The sequence below is a fragment of the Corynebacterium belfantii genome (genome assembly GCF_041898185.1).
Classification (GTDB): Bacteria; Actinomycetota; Actinomycetes; order Mycobacteriales; family Mycobacteriaceae; genus Corynebacterium; species Corynebacterium belfantii.
The window spans coordinates 855135-881364 of sequence record NZ_CP157823.1; the positions used below are offsets into that span (position 1 = coordinate 855135).

The following is a 26230-nucleotide window of genomic DNA, read 5'->3' on the forward strand; positions in this document are numbered from 1 at the left end:
GTTAGTCCTTGGTCAGTGCTGGGATGTCGGCGGCGTCGATTATGCGGTAGGCGTAGCCCTGTTCGGCGAGGAATCGTTGCCGGTGGGCCGCGTAGTCACTGTCTAGGCTATCGCGGCTTACCACAGTGTAGAAATGCGCGTGGGCACCGTCTGCTTTGGGGCGTAGCAGGCGTCCGAGTCGTTGGGCTTCTTCTTGGCGGGATCCGAATGTTCCGGAGACTTGAATTGCTACGGCGGCTTCGGGCAGGTCAATGGAGAAATTTGCGACTTTGCTGACTACGAGGGTTGTGATTTCACCGTTGCGGAATTCTGTGAAGAGTTCTTCGCGCTTTTTATTGGAGGTGGAGCCATCAACTACAGGGGAGTTGAGTCGTTCGCCGATTTCTGCAAGTTGGTCAACGTAGGCACCGATGATGAGGGTGGGTTGTCCTGCGTGTTGCGCTACGAGCTTATCGACGGCACGCAGTTTGCTGGCAGCGCAGGCCGCAAGTCGGTAGCGGTCTTGGTTTTCGGCGGTGGCATAGACAATGCGTTCTGATTCGGTCATGGTGGTGCGTACTTCGGTGCATTCGGCGGTGGCGATAAAACCTTGGGTTTCTAGGTCTTTCCAGGGGGCGTCGTAACGCTTGGGGCCGATGAGGGAAAATACGTCGCCTTCGCGTCCATCTTCGCGGACGAGTGTTGCGGTCAGTCCTAGACGGCGGCGCGATTGAAGATCTGAGGTGAGTCGGAAAACGGGTGCGGGTAGGAGGTGGACTTCGTCGTAAATAATGAGTCCCCAGTCGCGTGAGTCGAATAGTTCGAGTGCGCGGTATTCACCTTTAGTTTTGCGGGTGACCACTTGGTAGGTGGCGATGGTGATGGGGCGGATTTCTTTTTTCTCGCCTGAGTATTCACCGATTTCTTCGGGGGTTAGCGTTGTGCGACGAAGGAGCTCGTCGCGCCACTGACGGCCGGCAACAGTATTGGTTACCAAGATCAGCGTGGTGGCTTGGGCTTTTGCCATGGCGGCAGCACCGACCACGGTTTTTCCAGCACCACAGGGCAATACTACGACTCCGGAGCCGCCTTCCCAGAAGGAGTCTGCTGCCATGCGCTGGTAGTCGCGAAGTTCCCACTGCTCGTGTTCGGTGGACAATGCTACGGGGTGAGCCTCGCCGTCGACGTAGCCTGCTAGGTCTTCTGCCGGCCAGCCAACTTTGAGCAGTTCTTGTTTTAGGCGTCCACGTTCGGAGGGGTGGACAATGATGGATTGGTCGTCGATACGAGCACCTAGCATGGGTTTGATCTTTTTGTGGCGAAGAAGCTCGGCAAGAATGGCCGGTTCTTCTGACTCTAAGATCAGTCCGTGAGCGGGGTGTTTGTGTAGGCGCACTCGGCCGTAGCGTGACATCGTCTCGGCGACGTCGATAAGCAGGGCTTGGGGGACGGGGAAACGCGAATAGGTTTCTAGTGCGTGTACTACTTGTTCGGCGTCGTGACCAGCTGCGCGGGAGTTCCACAGCGCCAGTGGGGTGATGCGGTAAGTGTGGACGTGCTCGGGAGCGCGCTCGAGCTCAGCGAAAGGCGCTAAAGCGATGCGGGCTTCTTGTGCGCGGGGATGATCCACTTCAAGCAGCACGGTTTTGTCAGATTGGACGATCAGCGGGCCGTCGCCAAGTACCACGGAGTATCTCCTGAAACTAGAACATATGAGTCGATGAACACTCTATTATGCACCGGAATCGAGTGCGACTTCCGTGATTCGGTGCAGCATGAAGTGGATGACCTCGCCTGAATCAGCATCAACTGCGCTGACGTGCCCGCCTGTGATCGTCACCGGCGTCACGGTGTAGCGCAACGCTTGGCCTTGCTTATCGACGATTCCCACGTGGACCTGACGATTAGCCCTCATGGCGGAATGGAGCACGCTGACAGCGTCGGAACCCTCTATGCCATGAGTTTCCCCACGGGCTGCGTTGCGATCTCGAAGCAGCGTTAATAGTGCTTGTCGAATGTGCGCCGGATCTTCCTGCGGTATCGTTGGGCGCACGGTTGGAGTAGCTACCCGTGTGGGGTGAGGGCGGATGTCGATACTAAGCCCTTGTGCGTTTTCAGCGGCGGGCGCAAAACCCGCTGACCGGATTACCTCGAGTACTTGTGCCAGTGGTGCCTGGGCAATCAAGACCGTCGGGGCAATGATCCGAAAACCTAGATCGGCTGCGGCCTCAATGCGAGAAACCTCTAGGAGGAGCGCGGGGTCGTCGCAACGCACATAGCTCAGTGCCGGACCGCCACGAAGTGCCCCGTGGCGGCGTGCGGTATCGCTAATCAAATAGACCAAGGACTGTGGCAGATCGCCGATCGTGTGGTCTTTGAGGAATCCGACAAGATCCGAATCTGTTTTGCCAGCGTCTAGGGCGCGGCGGACACTAGTGCTATTAAGCCTAAACACGGTGGCCAACCCCATGGATTCGGTATCCGACATGAGAGCCATCATGGTGTGGGCCTCGAAGGGAAGCGGTGCTGGCGCCAAGATGGTCATGTCGCCTTGGGGGATCAAGCGGTCGGATTCAGCGGGGGTGAGACTAGCGGTGGCTTCACAGAGGTTACCTAGAAGATCTTCATGGTAGTCGGTGTGAGCAAGGAGGCGAAGCACTGTGGTCGGTTCCCAACGGGGCCCAAGAATTCCCAAGAATTGAGCAGAATCCGTGATGTCATCGAAAACGTCGCGAGCAAGCCGTGAAGCTCTGATAGGGGAATCGAAGCCGAAGTTCGCTAACAAAACGCCTTTATCTCCCCCGTGGGGAAACACATGGGATGCTGCGGACTGCAGGACAAGCACGCGAGCGCTAGGCAACTTATCAGAGATAGTTGCGGCGCTGAGCAGGCGATGCGGTTTGTTCTTCTCATCGGGTTGCCCAATTGCTGCGATATTGAGCGTTGCGTACTCCCACCAACCGAGCATGAGCCACGCCCATTGCACAGATAGCGGCAGGGTGTTCCATTCGTCGGCACGTGCGGTGGGCGCTAGGTAGTCCCCGCCGGTGTCATTGGTAGGAAGCGGATCGGGTACGCCCTTCGCAATAAGACCTGCCCCTAGGGCTGCAGCGATGACGCGATAAAGTGTGGTTTCTTCGACATCCAGTGCACGTGACAGGGTTGCGACAGAACGAACACCCACAGCATTGTCTTTTAATAAAGCAACGGGGGAATCACTGAGGACGTCGATAAGAACGCGTGTGAGTCTTACGGCTTCTAGTCCTGCTGCGGTGCTTTGTTCCTCGACTCGAGATTCTGAGGAGATTTCCTGAGACACTGCCACTGGGCTTAGCGGCAAAACGGGGGCAGGTTTACCGCGAAGTGCAAAGCGCACTGCCATAGGAAGGGTAACCGAGTGACTGTTATGGCGGGTGACCAAGCCGAGGGCAATAAGCTGCGGGATCGGTCGGGTGGGGTCAGCGTCGATTGCTGCATCTTTTGTTACTCCGGTGCCACCAGATTGCGCGAGAGTATGCAAGATGCTGCGTTGTTTGGTGGTGAGGTCTGCGAGTATCGCTGGAAGCTCGGTCGCGTTGGGTACGTGCGCTGAGGGTAAAAGCTGCCATCCTGCTGGCAGTGCATCCATAACGTCGGGTGCGATTCTTAGTGCAGATAATTCCCCAAATAGCAGCGCACAGTCGCGCAATATTTCTACTGCTGCTAGCAGTTCAGACTCACTAGGGGACCAGCGGTCGGTTCCGTGGGTATTCTGCTCGCTATATGAATGCACGAGTTCCACCAGTTTGGGGGCATCCACAGGTTCGATTTCTGCACCGGCGTTGCTGGCAGCTTCCAGCACAGCGAGTTCGCGTGCATTTAAACGCACTAAGGCTCGCATTATCGACGCCCGCAGGGATAAACGCGCAGCTAAAGAGCTGATTCCAGGTGGTAGTGGATGCGTGGTATCTGGGCGGTGCTCGAGGATACGATGGAGTGCATCCTCGTCTAAGTTGTGCAGCCATTGGCGGAAAAGCGCGGTAATTGAAGCGGAATCGTTGGAACTGGTCATGATGACTCCATAGTTTAGTTGGTTGTACAGGTGACTTTGGCCAGCGGATTTGAAACAATAGAGCCTATGTCAAACATGGAGAAAAAAGGTTACGTCGATCCGGGCTGGCCAAAGCATGTCCCTGGTGGCGGTCACGCTGTTACTGAGATGGTTGCTAAGGTCGCTGGCGCCAACAGCCCTTGGGGCGATATCGAATTCCCTGTTCCTGCGGAGCAGACCGGTTACGTTCACCCTTACACCCGTGTGAACAAGTAAACCAACCTCAAGCAATACTGCTTGAAAAGGTGGGGTGCCAGTTCTTAATGAGCTGGCACCCCACCTTTTGCTATGTCACTTTCTCACATTAGTGCGCGATAGCTTTGTCAACTCCGACGCCGGTGAGAGATCGAACTTCCATTTCTACAGCTTTGTATGGTTGCTCATCTGGTTTACTTATTAGCGTTCCGATAATTCCTAAGATAAAGTCAGTAGGAATTGCCATTATTGAAGGATTCGTAAGCCGGAACCATGCGAAGTCCATTGATGGAATCATCGACGTTTCTGCTTCAGTAACAGCTGGTGAGAAGGCGATCAAGGCCATCGACGTGATCAAGCCGACATAGATAGAAAAGAGTGCACCGGTGGTGCTGAATCGCTTCCAGTACAGCGAATACAAAATTGTGGGCAAGTTAGCCGCAGCGGCAATACCGAAGGCCAGCGCAACAAGGAAAGTAATGTTTTGGCCCATGGCGCCAATCCCCAAAACGATGGCGAGAATTCCGATGACCACGACCTTAGCGCGTGAAACGCGTACTTATTCTTCTTCTGTAGCCGTGCCATGACGTAACACCGAGTTATAAAGATCATATGCCACTGATGCTGAGGCAGTAATGATAAGACCTGCAACCACTGCCAAGATGGTGGCAAAGGCAATAGCGGAATTTACTCCGCCTGGGGCAGATTTGATGGTTTCAGGGCCGACTAGCGCTGCTGGGCCATAACCCATAACGACTGTTAGTAGGAAGAATAATGCGACGATCGCGATAGTCCATGTCACTAATCTGCGTGCTTCTTGTGCAGTGGGAACGGTGTAAAAGCTCATGAGTACATGTGGCAGACCTGAGGTGCCAAAGACGAGCGCCATTCCGAGAGACACAAAATCAAGTTTGGTTAAGGTGTTGGTGCCATATTTGAGTCCTGGAGCAAGAACCTCATCTCCTTGAGGATGGTTTGTTACTGTAGCTTCTAATGTTGCATTAAAGTCGCCTTTGATTGTTAGGAATGTCAGTAGCGCAATGCTCGTAGAACCTCCTACGAGCAAGACAGCCTTGATCATTTGCACATATGTGGTCCCTTTCATTCCGCCGAGCAAAACGTAGATGATCATCAGTACGCTGACGACTGCAACCACAATTTTTGCGCAGTTTTACTTCGATACCGAGTAGGAGAGCGACGAGTCCTCCAGCGCCGGCCATTTGGGCGATGAGATAAAACAATGAGATGACGAGCCTTGAGATCGCTGCTGTCATTCGGACGGGACGTTGCTTTAGGCGAAATGACAGTACATCTGCCATTGTGAAGCGACCTGTGTTGCGGAGGGGTTCGGCGACCAAAACAAGTGCTACCAACAGGGCGATGAGAAATCCTACTGAATATAGGAACCCGTCGTAACCATAGAGCGCGATAGCGCCTGTCACGCCGAGGAGAGCAGCTGCTGAGAGATAATCGCCAGAAATAGCGAGGCCATTTTGCGAGCCATTGAATGCTGCACCTCCGGTATAAAAGTCGGAGCCCTTTTGTGAGGTTTGGCGGGTAGCGCGCACAACGACGAAAAGTGTGCCGATGATAAAGAGTACGAAGATGGAAATATTAAGGAGGGGATTGCCGGTATCAACGCGGTGTGCAGTGTCTTGGGCTGAAAGGATCTGTAGATTCATTGCTGGGCTACCTTCTGAGGAGTTGTCATGCGGGTACGAATGCTGTCTGTTGCTGGGGCGATTCGGGTGTCGGCAAAGTGAACATAGGCCCAGGTGATAAGACCCGCGGTGGCAAATTGGGCAAGTCCAAGGATCATGCCGATCGTGATGGCGCCAAAGACTTTGGTGGCAACGTAGTCAGCTGCGAATAGCGGTACAGATATAGGCAAGGTACTACGCTAAAAATGCGATGGTGACGGGGAATGCAAATCCGCGGAAGGTAGATCGAAGTTCGCGGAATTCGGAGTCAGAGCTCATAGCGAAGAATTGTTCTCCAGTTGGAGTTGGAGACGTGCGGTCGGATTCAGACATGGCTGCCTTTCGGTAGTCGTGCGGGAATCGATCGGGAAGAAAGCGTGCCAATCGGGCGAGCGTCTACTTCCCCAAGGTTCAGCCGAGATGTGCGCCACGAGAGTGTTTGTGACGTGATTTATTACACACTGAATATGTGGCCGTTGTCTATATAATGGGAAAATTTTCCCAAATTTATTGGCAGGTGGTGTGGTGGTGGGGGGGTGATGTAATTACAGAAGAGGGGGGTTCCTTGCAGATGACGCAAGGAACCCCCCCCTAATGAAAAGTGAGGGGCTAGGAAAACTAAATGTCAAAGATGAAGTTGATGGCGCCGCGGTTGGGCATGTAGAAGCCGTTGAAGTCAGCGCGGTTAGCTTGGTAGAAAGCCTCGATCTGAGGTGGGATGTCTAGGCCAATGCCAGCTAGGCGTGCCTTGATGGCATTGTATAGGGCGTCGACAGTGAGCTCTTCGGTATTAAGTCCTGCTTGGGCTGCGTACTCTTGTGCGCCAGCTACTGCAGTCTGAACTGGTGCAGGTGCGTTAGCGACAACGTCGCGTGGGGTAGGGGCAGAGGTCAAGCCTAGTTTTGCAGAGCAAGCGGGCCATGCGCCCCAGCCTTGGCCTGCCAAGACCTTTTCTGCGACAGCGATCTGCTGTTCGCGGGTAGCGCCATTAGCGGTTGGAGCGTACTGTCCGCCACCGTATGCGTTCCAAGTGCTAGCGGTGAACTGCAATCCGCCAAAGAAGCCGTTTCCGGTGTTGATAGCCCAGTTGCCGCCGGCTTCGCATCCTGCGAGGCGATCCCAGTCGGAGTCTGGTGCTGCGGAAGCGGTTGGGGCAAGAAGGGTTGCGGCGGTGCCGAATGCAACGGTAGAAGCTGCGAATTTTGCCTTCGTGGAAGCGGTTTTGCGGGCGTGACGTGCCATTAGGGTTGTTTTCCTCTCGAATTGCCGCCCAAAACCAACGAAAGTGTGCGCAATGGCATGGAACCGAAAACGGTGTTCACGTCAATGGTGCACATGTTGGGCCACTGTCTGCTGAGTAGTGTTTTGGTAGTCGGCAAAACGAACGTCTTGCTTCGACCGTGGGCATGTACTCGTGCACAAAGCGCATCGACCTGAAAATATCCAGACAGTGGCTGGCGAAGATATTGACGTATGGCACGATGCTGTGCTTGTTCATCCATGGTAGCCGTTTATAACGTTTCTGTCACGTTTTCTTTGGAGGTGTTTCAAGAAATCTCGTCAGTTGCCATTAAAACCGCAGGTCGCGTCGAATACGTGGCGTGCTGAAAATTTAGGTCACAATTCGTTATATTTGGTGTTGCGCCTAAAAGTGCACGCAGTCGATGTTTTTGATGTGAATATTTGTAACTCATGAGGTTTGTCGGTTGTGGGGTGGGATTGTGGTTTTGGCTAGCGGAATAATGGGCTATAGTTTTTAGTTCGCTAAATGTGAGGATCTTCGGTGTAAGTGAACTCCCCAGATCCTTGAAAACTATGCACGACAATTAATTGCAGCCGTGGATCCAAGCCGGATCCCCTGCACCTTGTTTAAGGTGCACTGGGCTCATGGGATCGTAAAGAAGGGAGAGGAGTGCAGTGCCTCAAGGGAAGGTGCTTTGGTACGACGTTGACAAGGGATTCGGATTCGTATCCAACCCCGAAGGAGACGACTGCTTTGTCAGCAAGGACGTTTTGCCTCAAGGCGTACAAAAGCTAGAAAAGGGTCAGCGCGTTGAATTCGACTACGTTGCGCGTGGTCGTGGTCCACAAGCGTTGCGGATCAAAGTTCTAGAAACCCCTAGGCTTCGCCGCCCAGCACAACATAAGTACTCTGCCGAAGAGCTCAACAGCATGATCTCTGATCTGGCTACACTGCTGGAGATCAAAGTGCAGCCGTCGCTACGCGCCGGGCGATACCCAGACCGCAAAGAAAGCCGACAGGTTGCTAACATTTTGCGCGCTGTTGCCAAAGAACTCGATATGTAGCTTCCTCGTGTGATTGAGAGGGTTGCATATAGCAAGAGCGGGACATCCTCCTACAAACTGTAGGTACGATGTTCCGCTCTTGTTCATATGTGAGACAAAAACGCTTATTACTTTGCCGAAACCGACCACGTGACGGTGTAAGGCGTTTCTACTCCTTGGTCGTCGTGCCCGATAAGAACCGAGGTTACCTCAGCGACGACGAGGCGAGGGCGTTTATCGTCTTTCTTCCCCACGGGATCGACAGATCCTGCCACTGTCGCTTCTGTTGCTTCGTTGGCTCCAAAGAAGCTTTGATCGTTGGCAGCTGGGTCATCGTAGATCTTTAACAACGACCAGTCGTGGTCGGATACTTCTTTTGGCACGCTGATCTTGAGTTCGCCGTCTTTATCCACCGCGATACTCGGTACCTCGTTTTCATCGCACGGCACCCCTGGTTCGCAGACGCTAAAGGGGGCGATGTCTTGGGAAATATCACCGGAGGATACGGTGATGGTCACCGTGTTGGGTTCTGGGCCTGGGCGGTTATTCCACCAGCTTTGAAATGCGATCGAGCACAGCACTACCACCACAACGGCGATAACGAGTGACAACAGTTGGATGAGATTCTTACGTCGGGTCTTACGACTGGCCATGGTTGCTCATCTTACTAACAAATGTGACCTCGTAGAGGTCCGGCCACCTTTTGCCGGTGATATAGAAGCGATCCGAACCTGGAATCCACGCAATTCCATTAAGTACGTTATTGCTATCGGCGACGGCATTGTTGGGGATGTTGGAGGCGTCGATAATGCCTGTGACCGCACCTGTGGTGGCGTCGATACGCACGATGTCGGTGCTGAGGAAAACGTTGGCGTAGATGGTGTCCTTGCCGGTGGCTGGGTCGTTGGGGACGCATTCGAGCTCGTTGAGGTTGGACACTCTGCTTCCTTGATTGGTCACCTGTATGCGAGAGCGCTCGTCGAATGATTCAGGATCGCGGATGATGAGCTCATCTGAGCCGTTGGACATGATTACGCGATCGTCAAAGTGGCAAAGACCCCAGCCTTCGCCCTCGTAGGCTACGGTGCTGAGCTCCTGAAACGTTGTAGCGTCTCGTTTGAAGGCGATTCCGTCGCGCCACGTCAGCTGCCAAATGTGATTGCCGGTTTTGGTGATTCCTTCGCCGAAAAGTTCAGGGGCGAGTGGGGTGTGCTGCTGCGGGGCGTTGCTAACCTCCATGGAGAACATGCCGCTTTCTCCATAAAAACCGGTGCTGACGAGGAGGCGGTCGCCATCGAGTTCAAGTCCTTGAGTAAAAGCTTGTGGGGCAAAGCTGTGAACTTTGTGGATGTGAGCCTCTAAACGTTCTGGGGTTGTAGCTGCGGTATCATGATCGGGCTGTGGTGATAGGCTGCACCCTGCAACGGCGAGTGATCCCGCAAGCGCTACAGTGGCATGAGATAATAACGAGACGATCGATCGCATAGCATCTATCATGCATTGCATGCGTGGTTGATCGCAGGAATAGTAACGGGGTGTTGAATAATGGGGGACGTGTCACCCCGAAAGAAAAGAATGAGAAGTCATACCAAACGGCGTAAAAAAGGTATGCCGTCAACGCCACTGATCGGCAAGAATGCGGTCGCAGTCGCGCGACGTGGGCTTGAAGAACTCGGGGAAGGCGCAGTTGGTGAGCACATTGGTGTTCAACAGGTGAGTCTTGAATCGGCGACCCACCGCTTTGCGGCGGAAGTGCCAGGATATGACGGTTGGGAGTGGAATGCGGTGGTAGCCTGCGTTCCTGGCTCAAAATATGTGACCTTGAGCGAAGTAGCATTGGTTCTCGGTGGATCTGCGCTTCAGCCGCCACGGTGGGTGCCTTATCACGAACGAGTTCGCCCAGGTGATCTAGGGCCTAACGACGTCATGCCGCCGCGTGACGACGACCCCCGCCTCACCGCAGACGAGCGGACTGCGGCGATGGATTTTGGTACCACGAGAAAGCTTACGAAAGCAGGCCTCAACGGAACTAAAGTTCGGTGGCAAAACGGGGCTTTTGGCCCGCAGTCTGAGTATGCGGAAAAAGCGAAGCTTCCGTGTTATAACTGCGCTTTTTACGTTCCTATGACGGATCCGGTAGGAAAAAATTTCGGGGTCTGTACCAATGAGTACTCTGCAGATGGTCATATCGTTCACTCCCGATATGGCTGCGGCGCTCATACTGATACTCCACTTGTAGAACCCCTCGGTGTAGTGGAATTACAGCCCTTTGACGATGAGCACCCAGTAAGTGTAGACACCATTTCTTAAGCGCCTCCGAAGGCGCTGGGGTCAGGGGAGAGGGCGGCCACGTCAGACAACTGGTTATAATAAGGGCTTGTCTGGTACTGGTTTTCGGTTTGATTGCAGGTCAAATGCATGTCACTATCTACGAATGCGGATGAAATTCCGGTTCCCCTGTACTTGTATGGAGCAAAAGTAGATGGCATCGACGGCCCCTCAGTCGCAAACCTCAGCGCCCACGGCTAGCACCTCGCAGCCGCGCAGCGCGCTTGACCGATACTTCAAAATCAGCGAACGCGGTTCCTCAGTAGGTACCGAGGTTCGCGCAGGCGTAGTGACCTTCTTCGCGATGGCCTACATCATCATCCTTAACCCGTTGATCCTAGGAACGGGTGAGGACATCAACGGCAAAGTGTTGGGTATTCCTCAGGTGGCAGCAGCAACAGCATTAGCTGCAGGCGTAGCCACCATCGCCTTTGGCCTGATCGCACGCTACCCCTTCGGTATCGCAGCAGGACTTGGCATTAACACCCTCGTGGCAGTCACAATGGTGGCAACCGAAGGACTGTCCTGGGAAGAAGCCATGGGCCTTGTTGTCCTCGACGGTATCATCATTGTGTTGCTCGCGATCTCTGGTTTCCGCACCGCTGTATTTTCCGCCATCCCGAAGCCAATGATCGCCGCCATGAGCGTTGGCATCGGTATGTTTATCGCCCTGATTGGTCTTGTCGACGCCGGTTTTGTCCGCCGACTCCCAGACGCAGCTCACACCACAGTCCCCGTGGGGCTTGGCACCGGCGGTTCCATTTCCTCTTGGCCAACCTTGGTATTCATCATGGGCCTTCTCATCTGCGGTTTCATGGTGGTTCGTCGCGTCCGCGGTGGCCTTTTCCTCGGCATTGTTGTTACCACCATCATCGCCATGATCGTTGAAGCCATCACTGGTGCTGGCTCCTCGGTAGATAACCCAAACGGCGGCTGGAGCTTGGCAGTTCCTACTGCTCCAGAAGGCCTAGGCGGTTTGCCAGATTTGTCCTTGATCGGTGACATCTCCCTCTTCGGTGCATTCACCCGCGTCGGCGCACTGGGTGCAACACTATTGCTCTTTACTCTTGTGTTGGCCAACTTCTTCGACGCAATGGGTACCATGACCGCGTTGGGCAAGCAAGCTGAGCTTGTCGACGATTCCGGCGTGCTGCCAGATATGAAGAAGGCTTTGATCATTGAAGGTACCGGTGCCATCATCGGTGGTGCAGCTTCAGCTTCCTCGAACACGGTTTATGTGGATTCCGCAGCAGGTATTGCAGATGGTGCTCGCACAGGCCTCGCTAACGTGGTCACAGGCGTTTTGTTCCTACTGGCTATGTTCTTAACCCCGCTGTATGAAGTCGTTCCTATCGAAGCTGCCGCACCCGTCCTCGTAGTTGTCGGTGCACTGATGATCGGCCAAGTTCGTGACATCGATTTCACTGATTTCCACATTGCGTTGCCAGCATTCTTAACCATCGTGATCATGCCATTTACCTACTCGATCGCTAATGGCATCGGCGTTGGTTTCATCTCCTTTACTCTGCTCGCAGTCTTTGCCGGCAAGATCAAGCAGATCCACTGGATCATGTGGCTGATTTCAGCACTGTTCGTAGTGTATTTCGCTATGGATCCCATTCTTCACGCAATTGGATCTTAAAAACTAGCGCTATCTTTTTTTCGCATCCCCTTCGTGGTGATCGCTGGACGTCCTCGTACAGCACGCCGGGAAGGGGATGTGTGTTTTTAAAGTCAAAGCTCACTAACATGGTGTTCGTGACTAGCCCTGACATTCATATCGAGCATATTTCTGATCCTCTTGATTCACGGTTGAACGATTTTCGCGATCTTAACCATTCGGATAATCGACCCGATCTACCAGGAGGTAAGGGGCTCGTTATCGCCGAAGGACCACTGGTTATTCCACGGCTGGTGGATTCTCGATTCCCCGTGCGTTGCGTGGTGGGTTTTCCGCACAAACTGGAAAAGCTGTTGGCTGATGAGCACATGCGCGCGCAGCTTGCCGACGTCCCCGTGTACTCCCTTGATCGAGGAACCCTGGCACAAGTAGCTGGCTTTGACATGCACCGTGGCTTGTTGGCTTCTGCGGATCGAGTACCGGGGATGAGCATTGCGCAAGCAATTGAAGGCGCACGCACCGTGGTCATTCTCGAAGGTGTAGGCGATCACGAAAATATTGGGTCGATGTTTAGAAACGCCGCAGGCATGGGCGTCGATGCTGTGCTCTTTGGCAATGGTTGTGCTGATCCGCTTTATCGTCGTGTGGTTCGTGTATCGATGGGGCATGTGCTTCGTACACCATTTGCGCACTTTGGTGGAAAATCCACAACGTGGCAGCGTGAATTACAAGAACTTCGCGATGCCGGATTCCATATCGTATCTCTGACCCCGAATCCACAAGCCGACCACCTAGCAGATGCTTTAGTTGATGCCAATGGTGCCCCCTATACCAAGGTCGCGCTACTTGTCGGGGCAGAAGGCCCAGGGCTTACCGAGCACGCTATGCGGGCGACGGATCAGCGAGCTCGCATTCCGATGGCCCCAGGTACTGATTCTCTCAACCTTGCTACATCTGCTGCTATCGCTTTTTACGAGCGGGATCGCTCGTTGCGTTAGTTTGACGAGGGCTTGTCAGTGTGGCGTAGGGCGTGAACAAAGGCTCGATACTTTTTAAGCGCCACACTAGAAGCCGCAGCTACGATGCGACGAGTGCGGCGATACGTATTTTCGGCAGCATCTGCGATCCGCACCAGTTCAACTTCTGTGGTGGAATCATCGTGTTCTTCGTAGTCATCGTAGTCACGACGAGATTCACCTAGACCTAGCTTTGCCGATGCCTGATGCGTCATGCGATCAGCAGAGATCTTCTTATTGGGGTGGGTGACTAGCTTTGGCTCGGGGCGACCGTCGATGGCATAGGCTACTACGTTGATGTCTTGAGCCGTATCGATGTCAAACCCCAGCCAGTAGCGCTGGGCCTCAGCAACCAAGTCAATCGGTTTGAACGGCAAAGCAATGCCACCAATTTGTTCGGCTTTTTCGCCGGCCCAATAGGGACTTTCAAAGGGCTCAGGAAGCCCTGTGTCTTCATAAACGCGCTCGCGGCGGGCTGAAAAAGCACGCTTGATGGTATCGCCGGACCAGTGCGCAAAGGCGCCGAGCCCAGTTTCTGGATTGACCGCAAATGCATATACATCTGCGGCTGGAATCGCACGTCGCAATTTGGGATCGATCGCTGAGATTTCGCGGGCGTCTGTAATGACAGTCTGAATAACTGAAAGCCTTGGAAAACCTGCGATATAAAACTCGCCTGGTGAGGCTTGCGCCGAGCGATTGAGTGAAAATTGTCCGATGGGGGTAATCGGCCAGCGGGAATTCATCTGTGCCAACAATTTGCGTCCGAAACCGCGGTCGGCACGCGGGGAGGCGGCGATGACCGCCTCGGGATGGGCTGTGGTGACAAACCACACTGTGACAACGGCACAATGTTGTGGTGCGGCTTCCATCGAACGTTGTGTATCCCCACTCATTGTCGGATTCCCCTTAGATTACTTTCGTGGCCGCTTGGTGTTCGTGCGCACGCCCAGAAGCACATCCTCCCAGTGCGGGGTTATGGCTTTACGACGCCTCTTGCCTCCTTGTTTGTGCTCATCTTGGGAGTGCTGTGTGAAGTCGTCACCGGATACTTCCGTGGTGGGTTCTTGGGCATCAGTTGGTGCAGATGCGGAGTCGTCGATAGCCATGAGGTCGTCGCGAGTTTGTTCTGCTTCGCTTTCTGCGGAAACCAAATGTGGTCGCCCGGTAGCAACGGCAGACAATGAGCGTACTGGCTGCGAGAACTCCGGATCGATGAGGTCTGCTGCCACCGCATTGCGTGCAACAGCAGTAGCGGCACTTGTGCCGTGACGGTGATAGGACCATTCGGCGACTGTTTCACCTAGTTCCGGACCCCACTTCACACTAACAACCCACTGGCCAGAAGGATCGCGGTAGGCATCCCAGTGGGAGCGAGTCAGGTCTTCACCACGCGCAGCAAAGGCTGTTGCCAAGACTTCCCACAATGTGAGGTCCGCGGGGCCGTCGTTACGCACTGGGTGAGATTTTTTAGATAGCTCCGCGATACGAGCGCGTTCCAATAGAACTGGGTGTGCATAGGGTTCGATGCGCGATTCGGTTACACCGTTTTCTTCGGCGATTTCTGCGATTGTGGCCCCAGAACGAATACGTTCTTGAATCTCGCGTGGGCGCATTGATAATGGCGTTGATAAACGAGGATCTACTTCTCTGCTTGGACGGGGCTCGCGGGTAGTCAGCGAACCGCGTGGGCGCGAAGGAGTCTTGTCATCGGGAGCGTCGTCCTCAACGCTGCTGTCTTCTACTTCAACCTGAACGTCGGCATCATCGTTGGGAGATGGTGCGCAAGCCTTTTCGACAATGTTCTCAGGATTTTCAGGCTGATCGGGGTCTTCCTGATGAAGAAGTGCCGCGCGAAGCGAGTCGGTAACCTCTAGAAAAAACTGTTCCTCGGTATTATCCGCAGCATGGAAGACCAACGATGTTGCGGAGGATTCAGTGGGGACGAGGATTAGTTCCTTCATCAATACTCCTTCGACTGGGGAAATGGTACTGCAAGGTGCAGATATCACTATCGTCTACTGTAACGCAGCACAAGGCGTTGCGGGTTGTACGACGAGGTAGCACTCCGAAAGAAATTGGCGAACTAACAAAAGGGGATGCGGACGGAATCTTGGAGGATTCCATTATGAACCGTTCCTACACCAACACGCAGAAGCGCACAGCACTGCGGGTCTACAAACGCACACAATCAGTGACTAAAACAGTCCGCGAACTCGGCTACCCAGGCAGATGGACCCTGTATAAATGGCTACGCGAGCCCAAAACCCCACCACAACCACGTAAACAAGCCAAAACCCTGACCCACTACCCATACGAAGTCAAACTTCGCGCAGTAGAACTTTTCCACAATGGTTGGCGACCAGCTGATATTGCCCAGGAATGCTGCCTGCACACTCACGCCAGCGTCTATGCTTGGGCGCAACGCTACCGTGAGGAAGGACAATGGGGCTTGATGTCGAAAAAAGAACGCGCAGGCCATGGCCGCATCCCTACTAAAGCAGCACTAGAAAAATCATTGCCGGATAATCCAACACAGTTAAAACAGCAGATGGCCACGCTGCTGGTAGAAAAAGCCGTGTTGGAAAAGGAGCTGGAAATTATAAAAAAAGACGTAAGCGTCATCCCCGGTCAGCTGAGTAATAAGCACAAAACCGACGTGGTTGACGCTTTGCGTAGCACGTTTCCATTAGCAATGCTGCTCGCTGCTAGTGGTCTTGCTGCATCCAGTTTCTATTACCACCTGAAAAAACGACGCATGCCTGATAAGCACGCAGCTATTCGCAGCATGGTGCACCGCATCAGTTCTGATTCACATAATACCTATGGTTATCGCCGTATCTGGTGGCAATTACGACATTTAGGCATAACTATCAGTGAAAAAGTAGTTCGCAGGCTCATGCGCGAAGAAGCAATTACGGTGCGGTTTCCGAAGCGGAAGGTGAAATATTCCAGTTATCAAGGAGAAATTTCTCCGGCTCCGCCGAACCTGGTCAACCGTTGTTTTCATGCCACTGCTGCGAATACGTTGTGGCTGACTGATATTAGTGTTTTCGCTGCGAATGAGGGGCGGGTGTATTTGTCTGTGATTATTGATTGTTTCGATGGCAAAGTCGTTGCTGCTAAGACGAGTGTGAATCCCACTATGGAGTTAGCAGAATCTACGCTGCAGGCCGCTATTGATGCTGAGGGTCTTCCACCGGATGGTTCATTAGTGATTCATTCAGATCGTGGTGTGCATTACCGTGGTCGGAGTTGGCATAGTCTGACTGCGAAATATGGCATCGTTCGTTCGATGTCGAAAAAGGGGTGTAGTCCTGACAATGCGGCATGCGAGGGGTTTTTCGGGCGGATGAAAAATGAGATGTATTACGGCAAGAGGTGGCAGACAATCCAAGAGCTTGACGATGCCATTGCTGCTTATATCGAGTTTTATAACAATCATCGCATTAAAGTTAGTCTCAATGGTATGAGTATCGCGCGTTATCGCATGGCTGCGGTAGCGTGAGGTTGAAAGTGTCTAACAAAACGTCCGCATCCCCAAATATCCCTTAGCTCAGCGGCAACCATAAAAGTGGCATCGTCTGAGCTAAGGGGAAAAGAAACAGGCAGGAATTATGCCTGGGCGAAACCGTTGTCGAGGACGTAGTCGATGGCAGCGGTAAGTGTTTCCACATCAGCTGTGTCGATGGCAGGGAACATGCCGATGCGCAACTGGTTGCGTCCCAGCTTGCGATAAGGCTCTACATCGAGGATTCCGTTGGCACGCAGCACCTTCGCTAGCGCAGTAGCATCAATGGATTCATCAAAGTCAACAGTGCCCACGACCAGCGAACGCTTCGCAGGATCGGCTACGAAAGGAGTTGTTTCTGCGCGCTTTTCTGCCCATTCGTACAATGCGGAAGAATTAGCGGTGGTGCGCTCAACCATGGCATCAAGGCCACCATTGGCATTCATCCACTCCACTTGGTTTTCCAGCATCAAAAGCGTGCCCACAGCAGGAGTGTTGTACGTCTGGTTCTTGCGGGAATTGTCCACAGCAGTCTGAAGGTTGAGGAACGCTGGAATGAAACGGTCCGAAGCATTGATCTTCTCAATACGCTCCAAGGCTGCAGGGCTCATCGCAGCAAGCCACAAGCCACCATCGGAAGCAAAGCACTTCTGAGGAGAGAAGTAATAGACATCGGCATTGTGCATATCCACGGGCAGTCCGCCGGCACCAGAGGTGGCGTCGATAGCTACGAGCTGACCTTCAGAATTTTCTGGACGAATGACGGGAACCATAGCGCCTGTCGAGGTCTCGTTGTGCGCCCAAGCAATAACGTCGCAGCCCTCCATCGCAACAGGAGTAGGAGCATCGCCTGGTTCGGCAGAAATAATCGTAGGCTCGTCCAACCAAGGTGCCTGGGCAGATGCCTTTGCAAACTTGCTGGAAAACTCACCAAAAGTGAGGTGTCCGGACTTCTTCTCAATTAAGCCGAAGGTTGCTGCATCCCAGAAAGCGGTAGCGCCACCCAAAGAAAGTACGATCTCGTAACCACCTGGCAACGAGAACAGGGAAGAAAGTCCCTCTCGAATACTTCCGACGATTTTCTTCACAGCTGGCTGACGATGAGAAGTGCCGATAACATCTGCGCCAGCATTAACGATGGCGTTCAGTTGTGCTGGGCGAACTTTAGATGGGCCACATCCAAAGCGCGAATCGGCGGGGATCAGGGTACTGGGAAGAGTAGGGTACTCGCTCATGTGTCACGCTTTCTCGTTGTAGGACAACGCACAAAAGGGATAAAGACTCAAAAGATTTGTCCGTATCAGTGGGGTGGCAGTGCCGCCCTTAAGGTGGAAATAGTACCGAATGCTTGCATAGTTGGAAGCCTCTGCTATGACATCACCTGCTGAACAGTAGAAATAGGCGATTTTGTTGCAAAAATGGGGGGAGCGTGTGCAAAGTTGCATGAGTAGTGCTGCTGCGTTTCTACAGGTGGCAACGCTGATTTTATGTTCGCTTTCAAACTAATGTTATGTGTGCCACAGACTTTGTTACACTGTGCGGTGTTCCATGCATTCGCGCCCAATTTTTAACAAAAGCGGCAACATCATAGTTTCGCAACAGCGAATAAAGGTGTATGAATGGTGAGCACACCCTTACCCTCATGGGTGACCGGCAAGGTGAGGGGCCAAAATTAAAAAGTGTCATTAGAATCCAAGGCGGGCTATTGCCCTGCATGTCTCCGCGGATCACCTTTGTGGTGACATGGTAGGAACGCTTCCCCTTTATGGGGGTGTTGCTGTATGTGGTTTTAGGTGACGGATCAGCGGTGAGCTGGCTAACCTAAAGCAGAAGGCGAGTAACACTGCAGTCTTGGATCTCAACAGTGCACTTTTTCACGCAACAGTGCAAAAGTGCACGGAAAAACAAATTGAAAGGGATGCTTGTGGCTACTGAAAACAAAGATAAGGCGGTTCTTCACTACCCTGGTGGCGAGTATGAGATGGATATCATCCATGCAACCGAGGGCAACGATGGTGTTGTACTGGATAAATTGCTGTCCCAAACCGGCATGATCACTTTCGACCCCGGCTATGTAAGCACCGGTTCCACTGAATCGAAAATCACCTATATTGACGGCGACAACGGCATCCTGCGTCACCGCGGCTATGACATCGCGGATCTAGCGGAAAACGCAACCTTCAACGAAGTTTCCTACCTTCTGATTAAAGGCCACCTGCCAACCGTTGACGAACTCCACAAGTTCAACAACGAAATCCGTCACCACACCCTGCTGGACGAGGACTTTAAGAGCCAGTTCAACATCTTCCCACGTGACGCACACCCAATGTCCGTGCTGGCTTCCTCCGTGAACATCTTGTCCACCTATTACCAAGATCAGCTCAACCCACTCGATGAGAAGCAGCTAGACAAGGCAACCGTTCGCCTCTTGGCTAAGGTCCCAATGCTTGCGGCTTACGCATACCGCGCGTCCAAGGGTGCGCCATACATGTACCCAGACAACTCCTTGAATGCTCGTGAGAACTTCCTGCGCATGATGTTCGGTTACCCAACCGAGCCATACGAGGTTGACCCAGTAGTAGCAAAGGCCCTAGATAAGCTGCTCATCCTGCACGCAGACCACGAGCAAAACTGCTCCACCTCTACTGTGCGCATGATCGGTTCCGCGCAGGCCAACATGTTTGTTGCTGTTGCTGGTGGCATCAACGCCCTTTCCGGCCCACTGCACGGTGGCGCAAACCAGGCCGTTTTGGAAATGCTCGAAGAGATCAAGGCCAACGGCGGCGACGCTACCGACTTCATGAACCGCGTGAAGAACAAGGAAAAGGGCGTTCGCCTGATGGGCTTCGGCCACCGCGTGTACAAGAACTACGACCCACGCGCAGCCATCGTGAAGGAAACCGCACACGAGATCCTCGAGCACCTCGGTGGCGACGAGCTTTTGGATCTTGCCATGAAGCTCGAAGAGATCGCACTGAGCGACGACTACTTCGTATCGCGCAAGTTGTACCCGAACGTCGACTTCTACACCGGCTTGATCTACCGCGCAATGGGATTCCCCACGGACTTCTTCACCGTCCTCTTTGCCATCGGTCGTCTGCCAGGCTGGATCGCTCAGTACCGCGAGCAGTTGGCAACCACCACCAAGATCAACCGCCCACGTCAGATTTACACCGGAGAAACCTTGCGAAAGGTCACTCCACGCGAGCAGCGCTAAGCTGATGACCTGTTAATTTCGACCGAGCGAGTGGATTTTCAGTACACTGTTATCCACGCGCTCGGTTTTCGCTGTGTTGATACACCTCCTCGGCGGCGATCCGCAGCCGAGTTCACACGTTAATATTCCGAGCAATTTGTACATCGATCCAAGGAGTTAGAGATCCATGGAAAAGCCCCAGATCCAGGTTCCCGAAGGGCCAGCCCCAGAAGACATCGTTATCGTCGACCTCATTGAGGGTGATGGCGCAGAAGCACAGCCAGGTGGCCTTGTTGAGGTTCACTACGTAGGCGTCGACTTTGAAAACGGCCAAGAGTTCGACTCCTCTTGGGATCGCGGCCAAAGCATCGAGTTCCCATTGTCTGGCCTCATCGCTGGCTGGCAAGAAGGCATCCCAGGCATGAAGGTTGGCGGACGCCGCCAGCTCACCATTCCACCAGAGGCAGCCTACGGTCCTGCCGGTGGCGGACACCCACTGTCCGGTCGCACCCTAGTGTTCGTGATTGACCTTCTCAACGTCGGCTAATCGCACACAACAGTAAGAACCACCCATAACGCCCGTAGACGAATTTACGATCTACGGGCGTTATAACATCAAGACACCGTCACACCGTTAGATCAATGTATGGGCGAGCTTTTCGTAGCGCTGTAAACGGGACTCGCGTCCCACCGCGGGAGAATCATCCAGTTCAGCGAGAGCCGCAGTAACCTTCTCAAGCACAAAAGTCGCAAAAGCGTCAGGATGCTGATGTGCAGCGACAGGTTCGTCGATAATGGTGTCGATAATGCCAACCTCTTTGAGCGTTACCGCCGAAACCTGCTGTTCCTCCATCATTTGTGCTGCATGGGACGTATCGCGATAAATAATCGCAGAGGCACCCTCTGGAGGAAGAGGGCTCAACCATGCATGAGAAGTCGCAAGAACCTTGTCCGCCGGAAGCATAGCCAAAGCACCTCCGCCACAGCCTTGCCCCAAAATAAGAGACAGTGTCGGAACATCTACCGACACAAGCTCACCGAGAGTACGAGCAATCGAACCTGCCAAACCATGCTCTTCGGCGTAGTCGCTGAGCTCAGCACCCGGAGTATCAATAATAGAAATCAACGGAAGTTGCAGCTCATGGGCAAGTTGAATGCCACGCCGAGCACAGCGTAATGCCTCAGTGCTAAGCTCCGTGGTGGCATGAGGGGGCTGCGCATGACGCTCCTGAGCAATAATCACAACACTGCGTCCCGCAAGTCGAGCTACGGCCACAATCACAGCGGGGGAGCGTCGGCCGTCGCCACTGCCAAAAAGCTGAACATAATTATCGCGACCGATGGCATGCATGATGCTGCGCGCGCCGGGTCGATCAATATGCCGAGTAATCTCAATCGACTCCCATACGCTGTGGCGATCAGAATCGATATGGCAGGGGTCGCTGTGAGGTGTTGTGGTCACGTCTGCGGGGCTCAGAATGACCTCGACAATCTTTTTCAGCGACGCGCGTAGCTCCCGTGGGGAAATGACGCCGTCGATGACTCCTTTTTCGGCCAGATTTTCACCCGACTGCACACCTTGGGTAAGCGGGCGACCAGTGGTGAGCTCAACGACGCGCGGGCCCAGAAAACCCAATAATGCATTGGGTTCAGCGAAAGTGAAGTGGCCCGCAGACCCCCAAGAAGCCATAACGCCACCAGTTGTGGGATTGCGAAGATATACCAAGTAGGGTAGATGTGCGTCTTTGTGTCGGTACACGGCCGTGGTGATGGACACCATGAGAGCAAAAGCGGGGGTGCCTTCCTGCATACGAGTACCGCCTGAAGAAGGCGAAATGAGTAGCGGTAGGCGCTGTTCAGTTGCTTTGTGAATTGCTGCGATGATGCGTCGGGCAGTAGCCGCTCCGATAGAACCACCGAGGAAGTTGAATTCGCTGAGGACCACAGCAACGCGGTGGCCATAAATAGTACCCTCACCTGTGATTACGGATTCGTCTACCCCTGATTTTTCGCGGGCCTTGGCAAGGGATTGCTGGTAACTTTCTGAGATGTCCCCATAGACCGGTGTGGTATCCCAACTATGAAAAGAATCGGTGTCGAGAACGTGGGCTATGAGCTCGTGTGCGGTCGTTCGGGTCATGGCACCACCCTATAAAGAACACGGGTGGTTGGTGTAGAAACTGTGCAAAAAATTTGCCAATAGGGGGTGCATAGGGTGGATTATCGGTGTTGAATGGTGACCATGAAACAACACGAGAACATCATTCCCACCATCACGCTCAATGATGGTACGGAAATGCCCGCGATTGGTTTTGGTACATATAAGTTGCGTGAACAAGATGCCTACACGGCAGTGCGTAGTGCCATCGAGGTGGGGTATCGCCATATTGATACGGCTTCTTTGTATAAGAACGAAGAGGAGGTAGGCCGTGCGGTGGCTGACGCGATCACTGCAGGCGAGGTAGCTCGTGACGAGCTTTTTATCACCACAAAGGTGTGGAATGACATGCACGGAGGCCAGCTCACGCAACGTTCCTTCCAAGAATCTCTTCAGCGACTCGGCCTGGATTATATCGATTGCTGCATGGTGCACTGGCCATGGCCGCAAAAGAGGCTCTACGTAGAGTCCTTTGCAGCATTGGCAAAGATTCAGGGATTGGGGCAGCTGCAGTCGGTTGCGGTAGCTAATTTCTATCCTGAAGTTCTGCGCGAGATCGTCGCGGAGACTGGTATTGCGCCTGTGTTGAATCAGGTGGAATTGCATCCTGGTTTTTCTCAAGCTGAGCAGCGCACCGTGGATCGTGAACTGGGAGTGGTTACGGAGGCATGGTCGCCTTTGGGACGGGGTGATTCGCTAAACGCGGAGGCCATCACGTCGATCGCACAGCGTTATGAGAAAACGCCTGCGCAGGTGGCGTTGCGGTGGATTCATCAGTTGGGTTGCTCTGTGGTGCCTAAGTCGGCGAACCCTCGGCGGCAGCGTGAGAACCTCGATATTTTCGACTTTGAGCTCAACGCGGAGGACATGAACAGCATTACGTCGCTCGACGAGCAAGGTGGTCGGCTGTTCGTTGATCCGCACGACTTCCCAGGCGAGGTGGAGTAGTGGCACAGGTAGAGGTGCGTATCGACGGCCACCTGATGTGTGTCACCATAAATAGACACGAAGCTCGCAACGCACTTTCTGCACGGATGTGCGATGACATTACAGCTGCTCTTAATAACGCAGATGAGCAGGTGCGTAACACTGCAGCTATTCGTGCCGTGCTCATCCGTTCTGTTGGTACGACCTTTTGTGCCGGAGCAGATTTGGGCAGTACCACCCAAAGTGATGGTGCGGCTGAGGTAACGCAGTCGGATTTCCATGACTCTATTACACGCATGTTGGAATCGGTTGTTTCCTGCGGAGTCCCAGTCATTGCTGATATTCAAGGACCAGCCGTGGGCGCTGGCATGCAGCTGGCATTGAGCTGCGACCTGCGTTTGGTTCATCATGCTGCATGGTTTAAGGTGCCGGCGGCGTCCTTGGGGTTCGCACTCGATGGATGGACTATTAATAGGGCTCAGTGTTTGCTGGGTGGCGGTTGGGCACGATCAATTTTCTTGGGCGGTGCAACGCTATCGGCACCGCAGGCGGTAGCAACTGGTTTTGCGCTGGAGATCGTTGATTCCGATTCTGCGATTGCCTATGCTCATCGTATTGCTGGAATGGCACCCTTGGCGTTGCGGCAACTTAAATCCGCGCTCAACAGTGCTGATTCTGAATATGCGCTTGTTGGGGAATCTCGTGATCTTTTTGCTCAATGTTGGGCTAGTGCGGATGCTCGCGAAGGGCAGCTGGCCCGAAAACAAAAGCGAGATCCGGTATTTACTGGTCGCTGATTCTGCTAGGACAGTGATGGCCTCTTTGTAAGGGTTTTCCTTGCGATGAGGCCATTTTTTATTGTGTAGGTGGCATTAACAAACTTTGCAAAAGTCGCTCGATGAGCGTGTTGAGAGTGGAAGGGAGCGGATATTGTGGCAGTTCACTGGCTGTCTGGGGGTAAGTAAATGATTGTGAACGGAGAAAAAGGGTATTCTTCACTAGCGGAATTTTTGTGACTTGGGTAACTTTCACTGTTAAAGATTTGTGGCGCAGCACACATGGATGTATGGGTGCCGTTCTACAGCTTTGAGTCACCTCGTGACAATTCCCCGAACAACTAGACAGCAAAAGGAGCATTAACAATTATGAATGCCCCAGTAACCTCCATGCAACGGCGGGAACCCTCCAGCGAGGAATTCCGCGCAATGCAGGCAAGCCCACAGTTTGTTGATCTCAAACGGACGTATCGATCCTTCACTTTCCCCATGAGTATTGCGTTCTTCGTGTGGTACTTGGCCTTTGTGATCACTGCTACCTATGTGCCTGGCCTCATGGGTAAAGCAGTAGTGGGCTCCGTGAATGTGGGAGTCATCCTCGGGGTTGCCCAGTTCGTTACCACATTCATTATCACGTGGGTCTACATTAAATTTGCCAACAAAAACATCGAGCCACGCGCAGCGGCGATCCGCGAGTCCATGGAAGGATAAGCAATGAACATTTATACTTTCGCAGCTGATGCCCCAGGCTCTGCTGCCGGCAACCCAGTACTGAACATCATTGTGTTCATTGTCTTTATCGTGATCACGATGGCTGTGGTGCTTCGCGCTGGAAAAACCACCAAGGGAGCATCGGATTTCTACACTGGTGGCGGATCCTTCTCCGGAAAACAAAATGGCCTTGCTATCGCGGGCGACTACCTTTCAGCAGCATCATTTTTGGGCATTGTTGGCGCTATTGCTCTCAGTGGCTACGACGGATTCTTGTACTCCATCGGATTCTTCGTTGCGTGGCTCGTAGCGTTACTCCTAGTGGCGGAACCACTGCGTAACGTTGGACGATTCACCATGGCAGATGTGCTGTCATTCCGCCTCAAGCAAAAGCCAGTTCGCGTGGCGGCAGCGTTTGGTACTCTGTTTGTGTCCTTGTTCTACCTCATCGCTCAGATGGCTGGTGCGGGTTCGCTGGTGTCGGTGCTGCTCGATCTTCATGATCACACGGCTCAAGCAATCGTTGTTGCTGTTGTGGGTGTTATCATGATTGTCTACGTGCTCATCGGTGGTATGAAGGGCACAACGTATGTGCAGATGATCAAGGCCGTGCTTCTTGTTGGTGGTGTGACCATCATGACGATCCTCGTGTTCTTCGTAGTCAGAGGTGGTTTCAGCCAGCTTTTCGACGCTGCCGTGAACACGCACTCCCAGTCGGATTACTTGGCAAAGAAGGGCTATGAGGCCTCCCAGATTTTGGAGCCAGGGCTAAAGTACGGCAAGTCGGAAACCTCGAAACTGGATTTCATCTCGCTTGGTATTGCCTTGGTTCTCGGTACTGCCGGTTTGCCGCACGTGCTCATGCGCTTCTACACCGTTCCTACAGCTAAAGAGGCGCGCCGCTCGGTGGTTTGGGCCATCATCTTGATTGGCTCCTTCTACCTGATGACCCTTGTTTTGGGTTTCGGTGCAGCAGCTCTTGTCGGCCCAGACCGCATTATGAAAGCCCCAGGAACTGCTAATGCTGCAGCACCGTTGCTGGCACTTGAACTTGCAGGTCCCGTCTTTATGGCACTGATTTCCGCAGTGGCCTTTGCTACGGTGCTTGCCGTGGTAGCAGGTCTTGCCATTACTGCCTCCGCGTCTATTGCACACGATCTTTATGACGCAGTGCTCCGTAACGGCAAATCCACCGAAGAAGAGCAGGTTCGCGTCTCTCGTATCACAGTGGTAGCCATTGGCGTAGCAGCCATCATTTTGGGAATCCTCGCGATGGAACAAAACGTGGCCTTCCTCGTGTCGCTTGCCTTCGCCATCGCTGCCTCGGCTAACTTGCCGACTATCTTGTACTCGCTGTACTGGAAGCGGTTTAACACCACAGGTGCTGTGGCCTCCATCTACACCGGCTTGATCTCCGCACTAGTGCTCATCATCTTCTCGCCTGCAGTATCCGGCTCCGAAACCTCGATGATTTCGGATGCAGACTTCGCATGGTTCCCACTATCAAACCCCGGCTTGGTATCCATTCCGCTGGCTTTTGTCGCCGGAATTGTGGGTACCTACCTTGGACGTCCAGATAACCTCGATCATCTGCAAGCAGAAATGGAAGTCCGTTCGCTTACCGGAGTAGGCGTTGAGGCTCCTTTGGATCACTAGCCCCCCCCGATAAAACAATCCCATTAAAGCTACCGTGACGAGTACACATACCAGAGCTTGTCACGGTGTTCGGTGAAATC

Annotated in this window: 24 protein-coding genes and 1 pseudogene; 12 read left to right on the top strand and 13 right to left on the bottom strand. The window is 53.4% G+C overall.

What is annotated here, in order from left to right; all coding sequences use genetic code 11:
* Position 1 precedes the first annotated feature (1 nt).
* Both ABMV07_RS04505 and ABMV07_RS04510 read right to left on the bottom strand, forming a co-directional pair.
* A complete protein-coding gene (locus ABMV07_RS04505) occupies positions 2–1666 on the bottom strand; it encodes a DNA repair helicase XPB (RefSeq protein WP_088266884.1) in 1665 nt (554 codons plus the stop codon).
* A gap of 45 nt (positions 1667–1711) precedes the next feature.
* Positions 1712–4030 carry a helicase-associated domain-containing protein gene (locus tag ABMV07_RS04510; RefSeq protein ID WP_374064939.1) on the bottom strand — a complete coding sequence of 773 codons (2319 nt, stop codon included), beginning with the start codon at positions 4028–4030 and terminating at the stop codon, positions 1712–1714.
* Between the two features lie 66 nt (positions 4031–4096).
* Between ABMV07_RS04510 and ABMV07_RS04515 the strand changes: the two genes are divergently transcribed.
* Positions 4097–4285 carry a hypothetical protein gene (locus ABMV07_RS04515; protein WP_014301577.1) on the top strand — a complete coding sequence of 63 codons (189 nt, stop codon included), beginning with the start codon at positions 4097–4099 and terminating at the stop codon, positions 4283–4285.
* Positions 4286–4373: 88 nt separating this feature from the next.
* Here the strand turns inward: ABMV07_RS04515 and ABMV07_RS04520 are convergent.
* From ABMV07_RS04520 to ABMV07_RS04535, 4 genes and pseudogenes are all read right to left on the bottom strand, one after another.
* Positions 4374–5946 (bottom strand): annotated as a pseudogene (locus ABMV07_RS04520) (cation acetate symporter).
* Positions 5943–6155 (bottom strand): DUF485 domain-containing protein, encoded by a 213-nt coding sequence (locus ABMV07_RS04525; RefSeq protein ID WP_234914201.1) that lies wholly within the window; start codon positions 6153–6155, stop codon positions 5943–5945. Before ABMV07_RS04525 ends, ABMV07_RS04520 begins: the two are co-directional and overlap by 4 nt.
* Positions 6156–6159: 4 nt before the next feature.
* Complete coding sequence (locus tag ABMV07_RS04530) at positions 6160–6297, bottom strand: DUF485 domain-containing protein (protein ID WP_229254998.1); 138 nt, start codon at positions 6295–6297, stop codon at positions 6160–6162.
* Between the two features lie 285 nt (positions 6298–6582).
* Complete coding sequence (locus ABMV07_RS04535; protein WP_088266882.1) at positions 6583–7206, bottom strand: resuscitation-promoting factor Rpf1 domain-containing protein; 624 nt, start codon at positions 7204–7206, stop codon at positions 6583–6585.
* 675 nt (positions 7207–7881) lie between these two features.
* On the opposite strand from ABMV07_RS04535, the gene ABMV07_RS04540 reads away from it, so the two are divergent.
* Positions 7882–8271: a cold-shock protein gene (locus ABMV07_RS04540; protein ID WP_088266880.1), complete on the top strand. Its 390-nt coding sequence runs from the start codon at positions 7882–7884 to the stop codon at positions 8269–8271.
* A gap of 107 nt (positions 8272–8378) precedes the next feature.
* On the opposite strand, the gene ABMV07_RS04545 is transcribed toward ABMV07_RS04540, so the two are convergent.
* Together ABMV07_RS04545 and ABMV07_RS04550 are read right to left on the bottom strand one after the other, a co-directional pair.
* Positions 8379–8903 carry a DUF2771 domain-containing protein gene (locus ABMV07_RS04545; protein ID WP_088266879.1) on the bottom strand — a complete coding sequence of 175 codons (525 nt, stop codon included), beginning with the start codon at positions 8901–8903 and terminating at the stop codon, positions 8379–8381.
* A complete protein-coding gene (locus tag ABMV07_RS04550; protein WP_088266878.1) occupies positions 8890–9756 on the bottom strand; it encodes a glutaminyl-peptide cyclotransferase in 867 nt (288 codons plus the stop codon). Before ABMV07_RS04550 ends, ABMV07_RS04545 begins: the two co-directional genes overlap by 14 nt.
* Positions 9757–9795: 39 nt before the next feature.
* Between ABMV07_RS04550 and ABMV07_RS04555 the strand changes: the two genes are divergently transcribed.
* Positions 9796–10560, top strand: a complete 765-nt coding sequence (locus ABMV07_RS04555; protein WP_088266877.1) for a DUF3027 domain-containing protein — start codon at positions 9796–9798, stop codon at positions 10558–10560.
* Here the strand turns inward: ABMV07_RS04555 and ABMV07_RS04560 are convergent.
* Positions 10557–10739: a hypothetical protein gene (locus tag ABMV07_RS04560; RefSeq protein WP_133119727.1), complete on the bottom strand. Its 183-nt coding sequence runs from the start codon at positions 10737–10739 to the stop codon at positions 10557–10559. The genes ABMV07_RS04555 and ABMV07_RS04560 overlap by 4 nt on opposite strands.
* Here ABMV07_RS04560 and ABMV07_RS04565 point away from each other — a divergent pair.
* Positions 10733–12220 carry an NCS2 family permease gene (locus tag ABMV07_RS04565; protein ID WP_197689538.1) on the top strand — a complete coding sequence of 496 codons (1488 nt, stop codon included), beginning with the start codon at positions 10733–10735 and terminating at the stop codon, positions 12218–12220. The two genes, ABMV07_RS04560 and ABMV07_RS04565, sit on opposite strands and share 7 nt — an antisense overlap.
* Before the next feature lie 107 nt (positions 12221–12327).
* Positions 12328–13197: an RNA methyltransferase gene (locus ABMV07_RS04570; protein ID WP_088266891.1), complete on the top strand. Its 870-nt coding sequence runs from the start codon at positions 12328–12330 to the stop codon at positions 13195–13197.
* Here the strand turns inward: ABMV07_RS04570 and ABMV07_RS04575 are convergent.
* Positions 13194–14087, bottom strand: coding sequence for a DUF6928 family protein (locus ABMV07_RS04575; protein ID WP_197689026.1), 894 nt, complete (start codon positions 14085–14087; stop codon positions 13194–13196). The two genes, ABMV07_RS04570 and ABMV07_RS04575, sit on opposite strands and share 4 nt — an antisense overlap.
* A gap of 42 nt (positions 14088–14129) precedes the next feature.
* The gene (gene sepH / locus ABMV07_RS04580) at positions 14130–15179 is read right to left on the bottom strand and encodes a septation protein SepH (RefSeq protein ID WP_281511048.1); all 1050 of its coding nucleotides are present in this window, start codon (positions 15177–15179) and stop codon (positions 14130–14132) included.
* A gap of 164 nt (positions 15180–15343) precedes the next feature.
* Between sepH and ABMV07_RS04585 the strand changes: the two genes are divergently transcribed.
* Positions 15344–16723, top strand: coding sequence for an IS3 family transposase (locus ABMV07_RS04585; RefSeq protein ID WP_010934530.1), 1380 nt, complete (start codon positions 15344–15346; stop codon positions 16721–16723).
* A 107-nt stretch (positions 16724–16830) separates the two neighbouring features.
* Here ABMV07_RS04585 and serC read toward each other — a convergent pair whose 3' ends face one another.
* Positions 16831–17961, bottom strand: coding sequence for a phosphoserine transaminase (gene serC / locus ABMV07_RS04590; RefSeq protein WP_088266873.1), 1131 nt, complete (start codon positions 17959–17961; stop codon positions 16831–16833).
* Between the two features lie 683 nt (positions 17962–18644).
* Between serC and ABMV07_RS04595 the strand changes: the two genes are divergently transcribed.
* On the top strand, positions 18645–19943 hold the full coding sequence (locus ABMV07_RS04595; RefSeq protein WP_196981444.1) for a citrate synthase: 1299 nt from the start codon (positions 18645–18647) through the stop codon (positions 19941–19943).
* 166 nt (positions 19944–20109) lie between these two features.
* Positions 20110–20469 carry an FKBP-type peptidyl-prolyl cis-trans isomerase FkpA gene (gene fkpA, locus ABMV07_RS04600; protein WP_003850674.1) on the top strand — a complete coding sequence of 120 codons (360 nt, stop codon included), beginning with the start codon at positions 20110–20112 and terminating at the stop codon, positions 20467–20469.
* 87 nt (positions 20470–20556) lie between these two features.
* Here fkpA and ABMV07_RS04605 read toward each other — a convergent pair whose 3' ends face one another.
* On the bottom strand, positions 20557–22062 hold the full coding sequence (locus ABMV07_RS04605) for a carboxyl transferase domain-containing protein (RefSeq protein ID WP_374064940.1): 1506 nt from the start codon (positions 22060–22062) through the stop codon (positions 20557–20559).
* A 93-nt stretch (positions 22063–22155) separates the two neighbouring features.
* On the opposite strand from ABMV07_RS04605, the gene ABMV07_RS04610 reads away from it, so the two are divergent.
* The 4 genes from ABMV07_RS04610 to ABMV07_RS04625 all read left to right on the top strand — a co-directional run bounded on the left by ABMV07_RS04610 (position 22156) and on the right by ABMV07_RS04625 (position 26150).
* On the top strand, positions 22156–23028 hold the full coding sequence (locus ABMV07_RS04610) for an aldo/keto reductase (RefSeq protein WP_374064941.1): 873 nt from the start codon (positions 22156–22158) through the stop codon (positions 23026–23028).
* The gene (locus ABMV07_RS04615; RefSeq protein ID WP_088266870.1) at positions 23028–23804 is read left to right on the top strand and encodes an enoyl-CoA hydratase; all 777 of its coding nucleotides are present in this window, start codon (positions 23028–23030) and stop codon (positions 23802–23804) included. Before ABMV07_RS04610 ends, ABMV07_RS04615 begins: the two co-directional genes overlap by 1 nt.
* Positions 23805–24152: 348 nt before the next feature.
* The gene (locus tag ABMV07_RS04620; RefSeq protein WP_088266869.1) at positions 24153–24494 is read left to right on the top strand and encodes a DUF485 domain-containing protein; all 342 of its coding nucleotides are present in this window, start codon (positions 24153–24155) and stop codon (positions 24492–24494) included.
* Between the two features lie 3 nt (positions 24495–24497).
* Positions 24498–26150, top strand: a complete 1653-nt coding sequence (locus tag ABMV07_RS04625) for a cation acetate symporter (protein ID WP_088266868.1) — start codon at positions 24498–24500, stop codon at positions 26148–26150.
* Positions 26151–26230: the final 80 nt, after the last annotated feature.

Excerpts from the sequence above, each read along its gene's own strand:
- ABMV07_RS04510 (WP_374064939.1), bottom strand. The coding sequence starts at position 4,030 with ATGACCAGTTCCAACGATTCCGCTTCAATTACCGCGCTTTTCCGCCAA.
- ABMV07_RS04515 (WP_014301577.1), top strand. The coding sequence starts at position 4,097 with ATGTCAAACATGGAGAAAAAAGGTTACGTCGATCCGGGCTGGCCAAAG.
- ABMV07_RS04530 (WP_229254998.1), bottom strand. The coding sequence starts at position 6,297 with ATGTCTGAATCCGACCGCACGTCTCCAACTCCAACTGGAGAACAATTC.
- ABMV07_RS04535 (WP_088266882.1), bottom strand. The coding sequence starts at position 7,206 with ATGGCACGTCACGCCCGCAAAACCGCTTCCACGAAGGCAAAATTCGCA.
- ABMV07_RS04545 (WP_088266879.1), bottom strand. The coding sequence starts at position 8,903 with ATGGCCAGTCGTAAGACCCGACGTAAGAATCTCATCCAACTGTTGTCA.
- ABMV07_RS04550 (WP_088266878.1), bottom strand. The coding sequence starts at position 9,756 with ATGCAATGCATGATAGATGCTATGCGATCGATCGTCTCGTTATTATCT.
- ABMV07_RS04555 (WP_088266877.1), top strand. The coding sequence starts at position 9,796 with ATGGGGGACGTGTCACCCCGAAAGAAAAGAATGAGAAGTCATACCAAA.
- ABMV07_RS04565 (WP_197689538.1), top strand. The coding sequence starts at position 10,733 with ATGGCATCGACGGCCCCTCAGTCGCAAACCTCAGCGCCCACGGCTAGC.
- ABMV07_RS04560 (WP_133119727.1), bottom strand. The coding sequence starts at position 10,739 with ATGCCATCTACTTTTGCTCCATACAAGTACAGGGGAACCGGAATTTCA.
- ABMV07_RS04570 (WP_088266891.1), top strand. The coding sequence starts at position 12,328 with ATGGTGTTCGTGACTAGCCCTGACATTCATATCGAGCATATTTCTGAT.
- ABMV07_RS04575 (WP_197689026.1), bottom strand. The coding sequence starts at position 14,087 with ATGGAAGCCGCACCACAACATTGTGCCGTTGTCACAGTGTGGTTTGTC.
- sepH (WP_281511048.1), bottom strand. The coding sequence starts at position 15,179 with ATGAAGGAACTAATCCTCGTCCCCACTGAATCCTCCGCAACATCGTTG.
- ABMV07_RS04585 (WP_010934530.1), top strand. The coding sequence starts at position 15,344 with ATGAACCGTTCCTACACCAACACGCAGAAGCGCACAGCACTGCGGGTC.
- serC (WP_088266873.1), bottom strand. The coding sequence starts at position 17,961 with ATGAGCGAGTACCCTACTCTTCCCAGTACCCTGATCCCCGCCGATTCG.
- ABMV07_RS04595 (WP_196981444.1), top strand. The coding sequence starts at position 18,645 with ATGCTTGTGGCTACTGAAAACAAAGATAAGGCGGTTCTTCACTACCCT.
- fkpA (WP_003850674.1), top strand. The coding sequence starts at position 20,110 with ATGGAAAAGCCCCAGATCCAGGTTCCCGAAGGGCCAGCCCCAGAAGAC.
- ABMV07_RS04605 (WP_374064940.1), bottom strand. The coding sequence starts at position 22,062 with ATGACCCGAACGACCGCACACGAGCTCATAGCCCACGTTCTCGACACC.
- ABMV07_RS04610 (WP_374064941.1), top strand. The coding sequence starts at position 22,156 with ATGGTGACCATGAAACAACACGAGAACATCATTCCCACCATCACGCTC.
- ABMV07_RS04620 (WP_088266869.1), top strand. The coding sequence starts at position 24,153 with ATGAATGCCCCAGTAACCTCCATGCAACGGCGGGAACCCTCCAGCGAG.
- ABMV07_RS04625 (WP_088266868.1), top strand. The coding sequence starts at position 24,498 with ATGAACATTTATACTTTCGCAGCTGATGCCCCAGGCTCTGCTGCCGGC.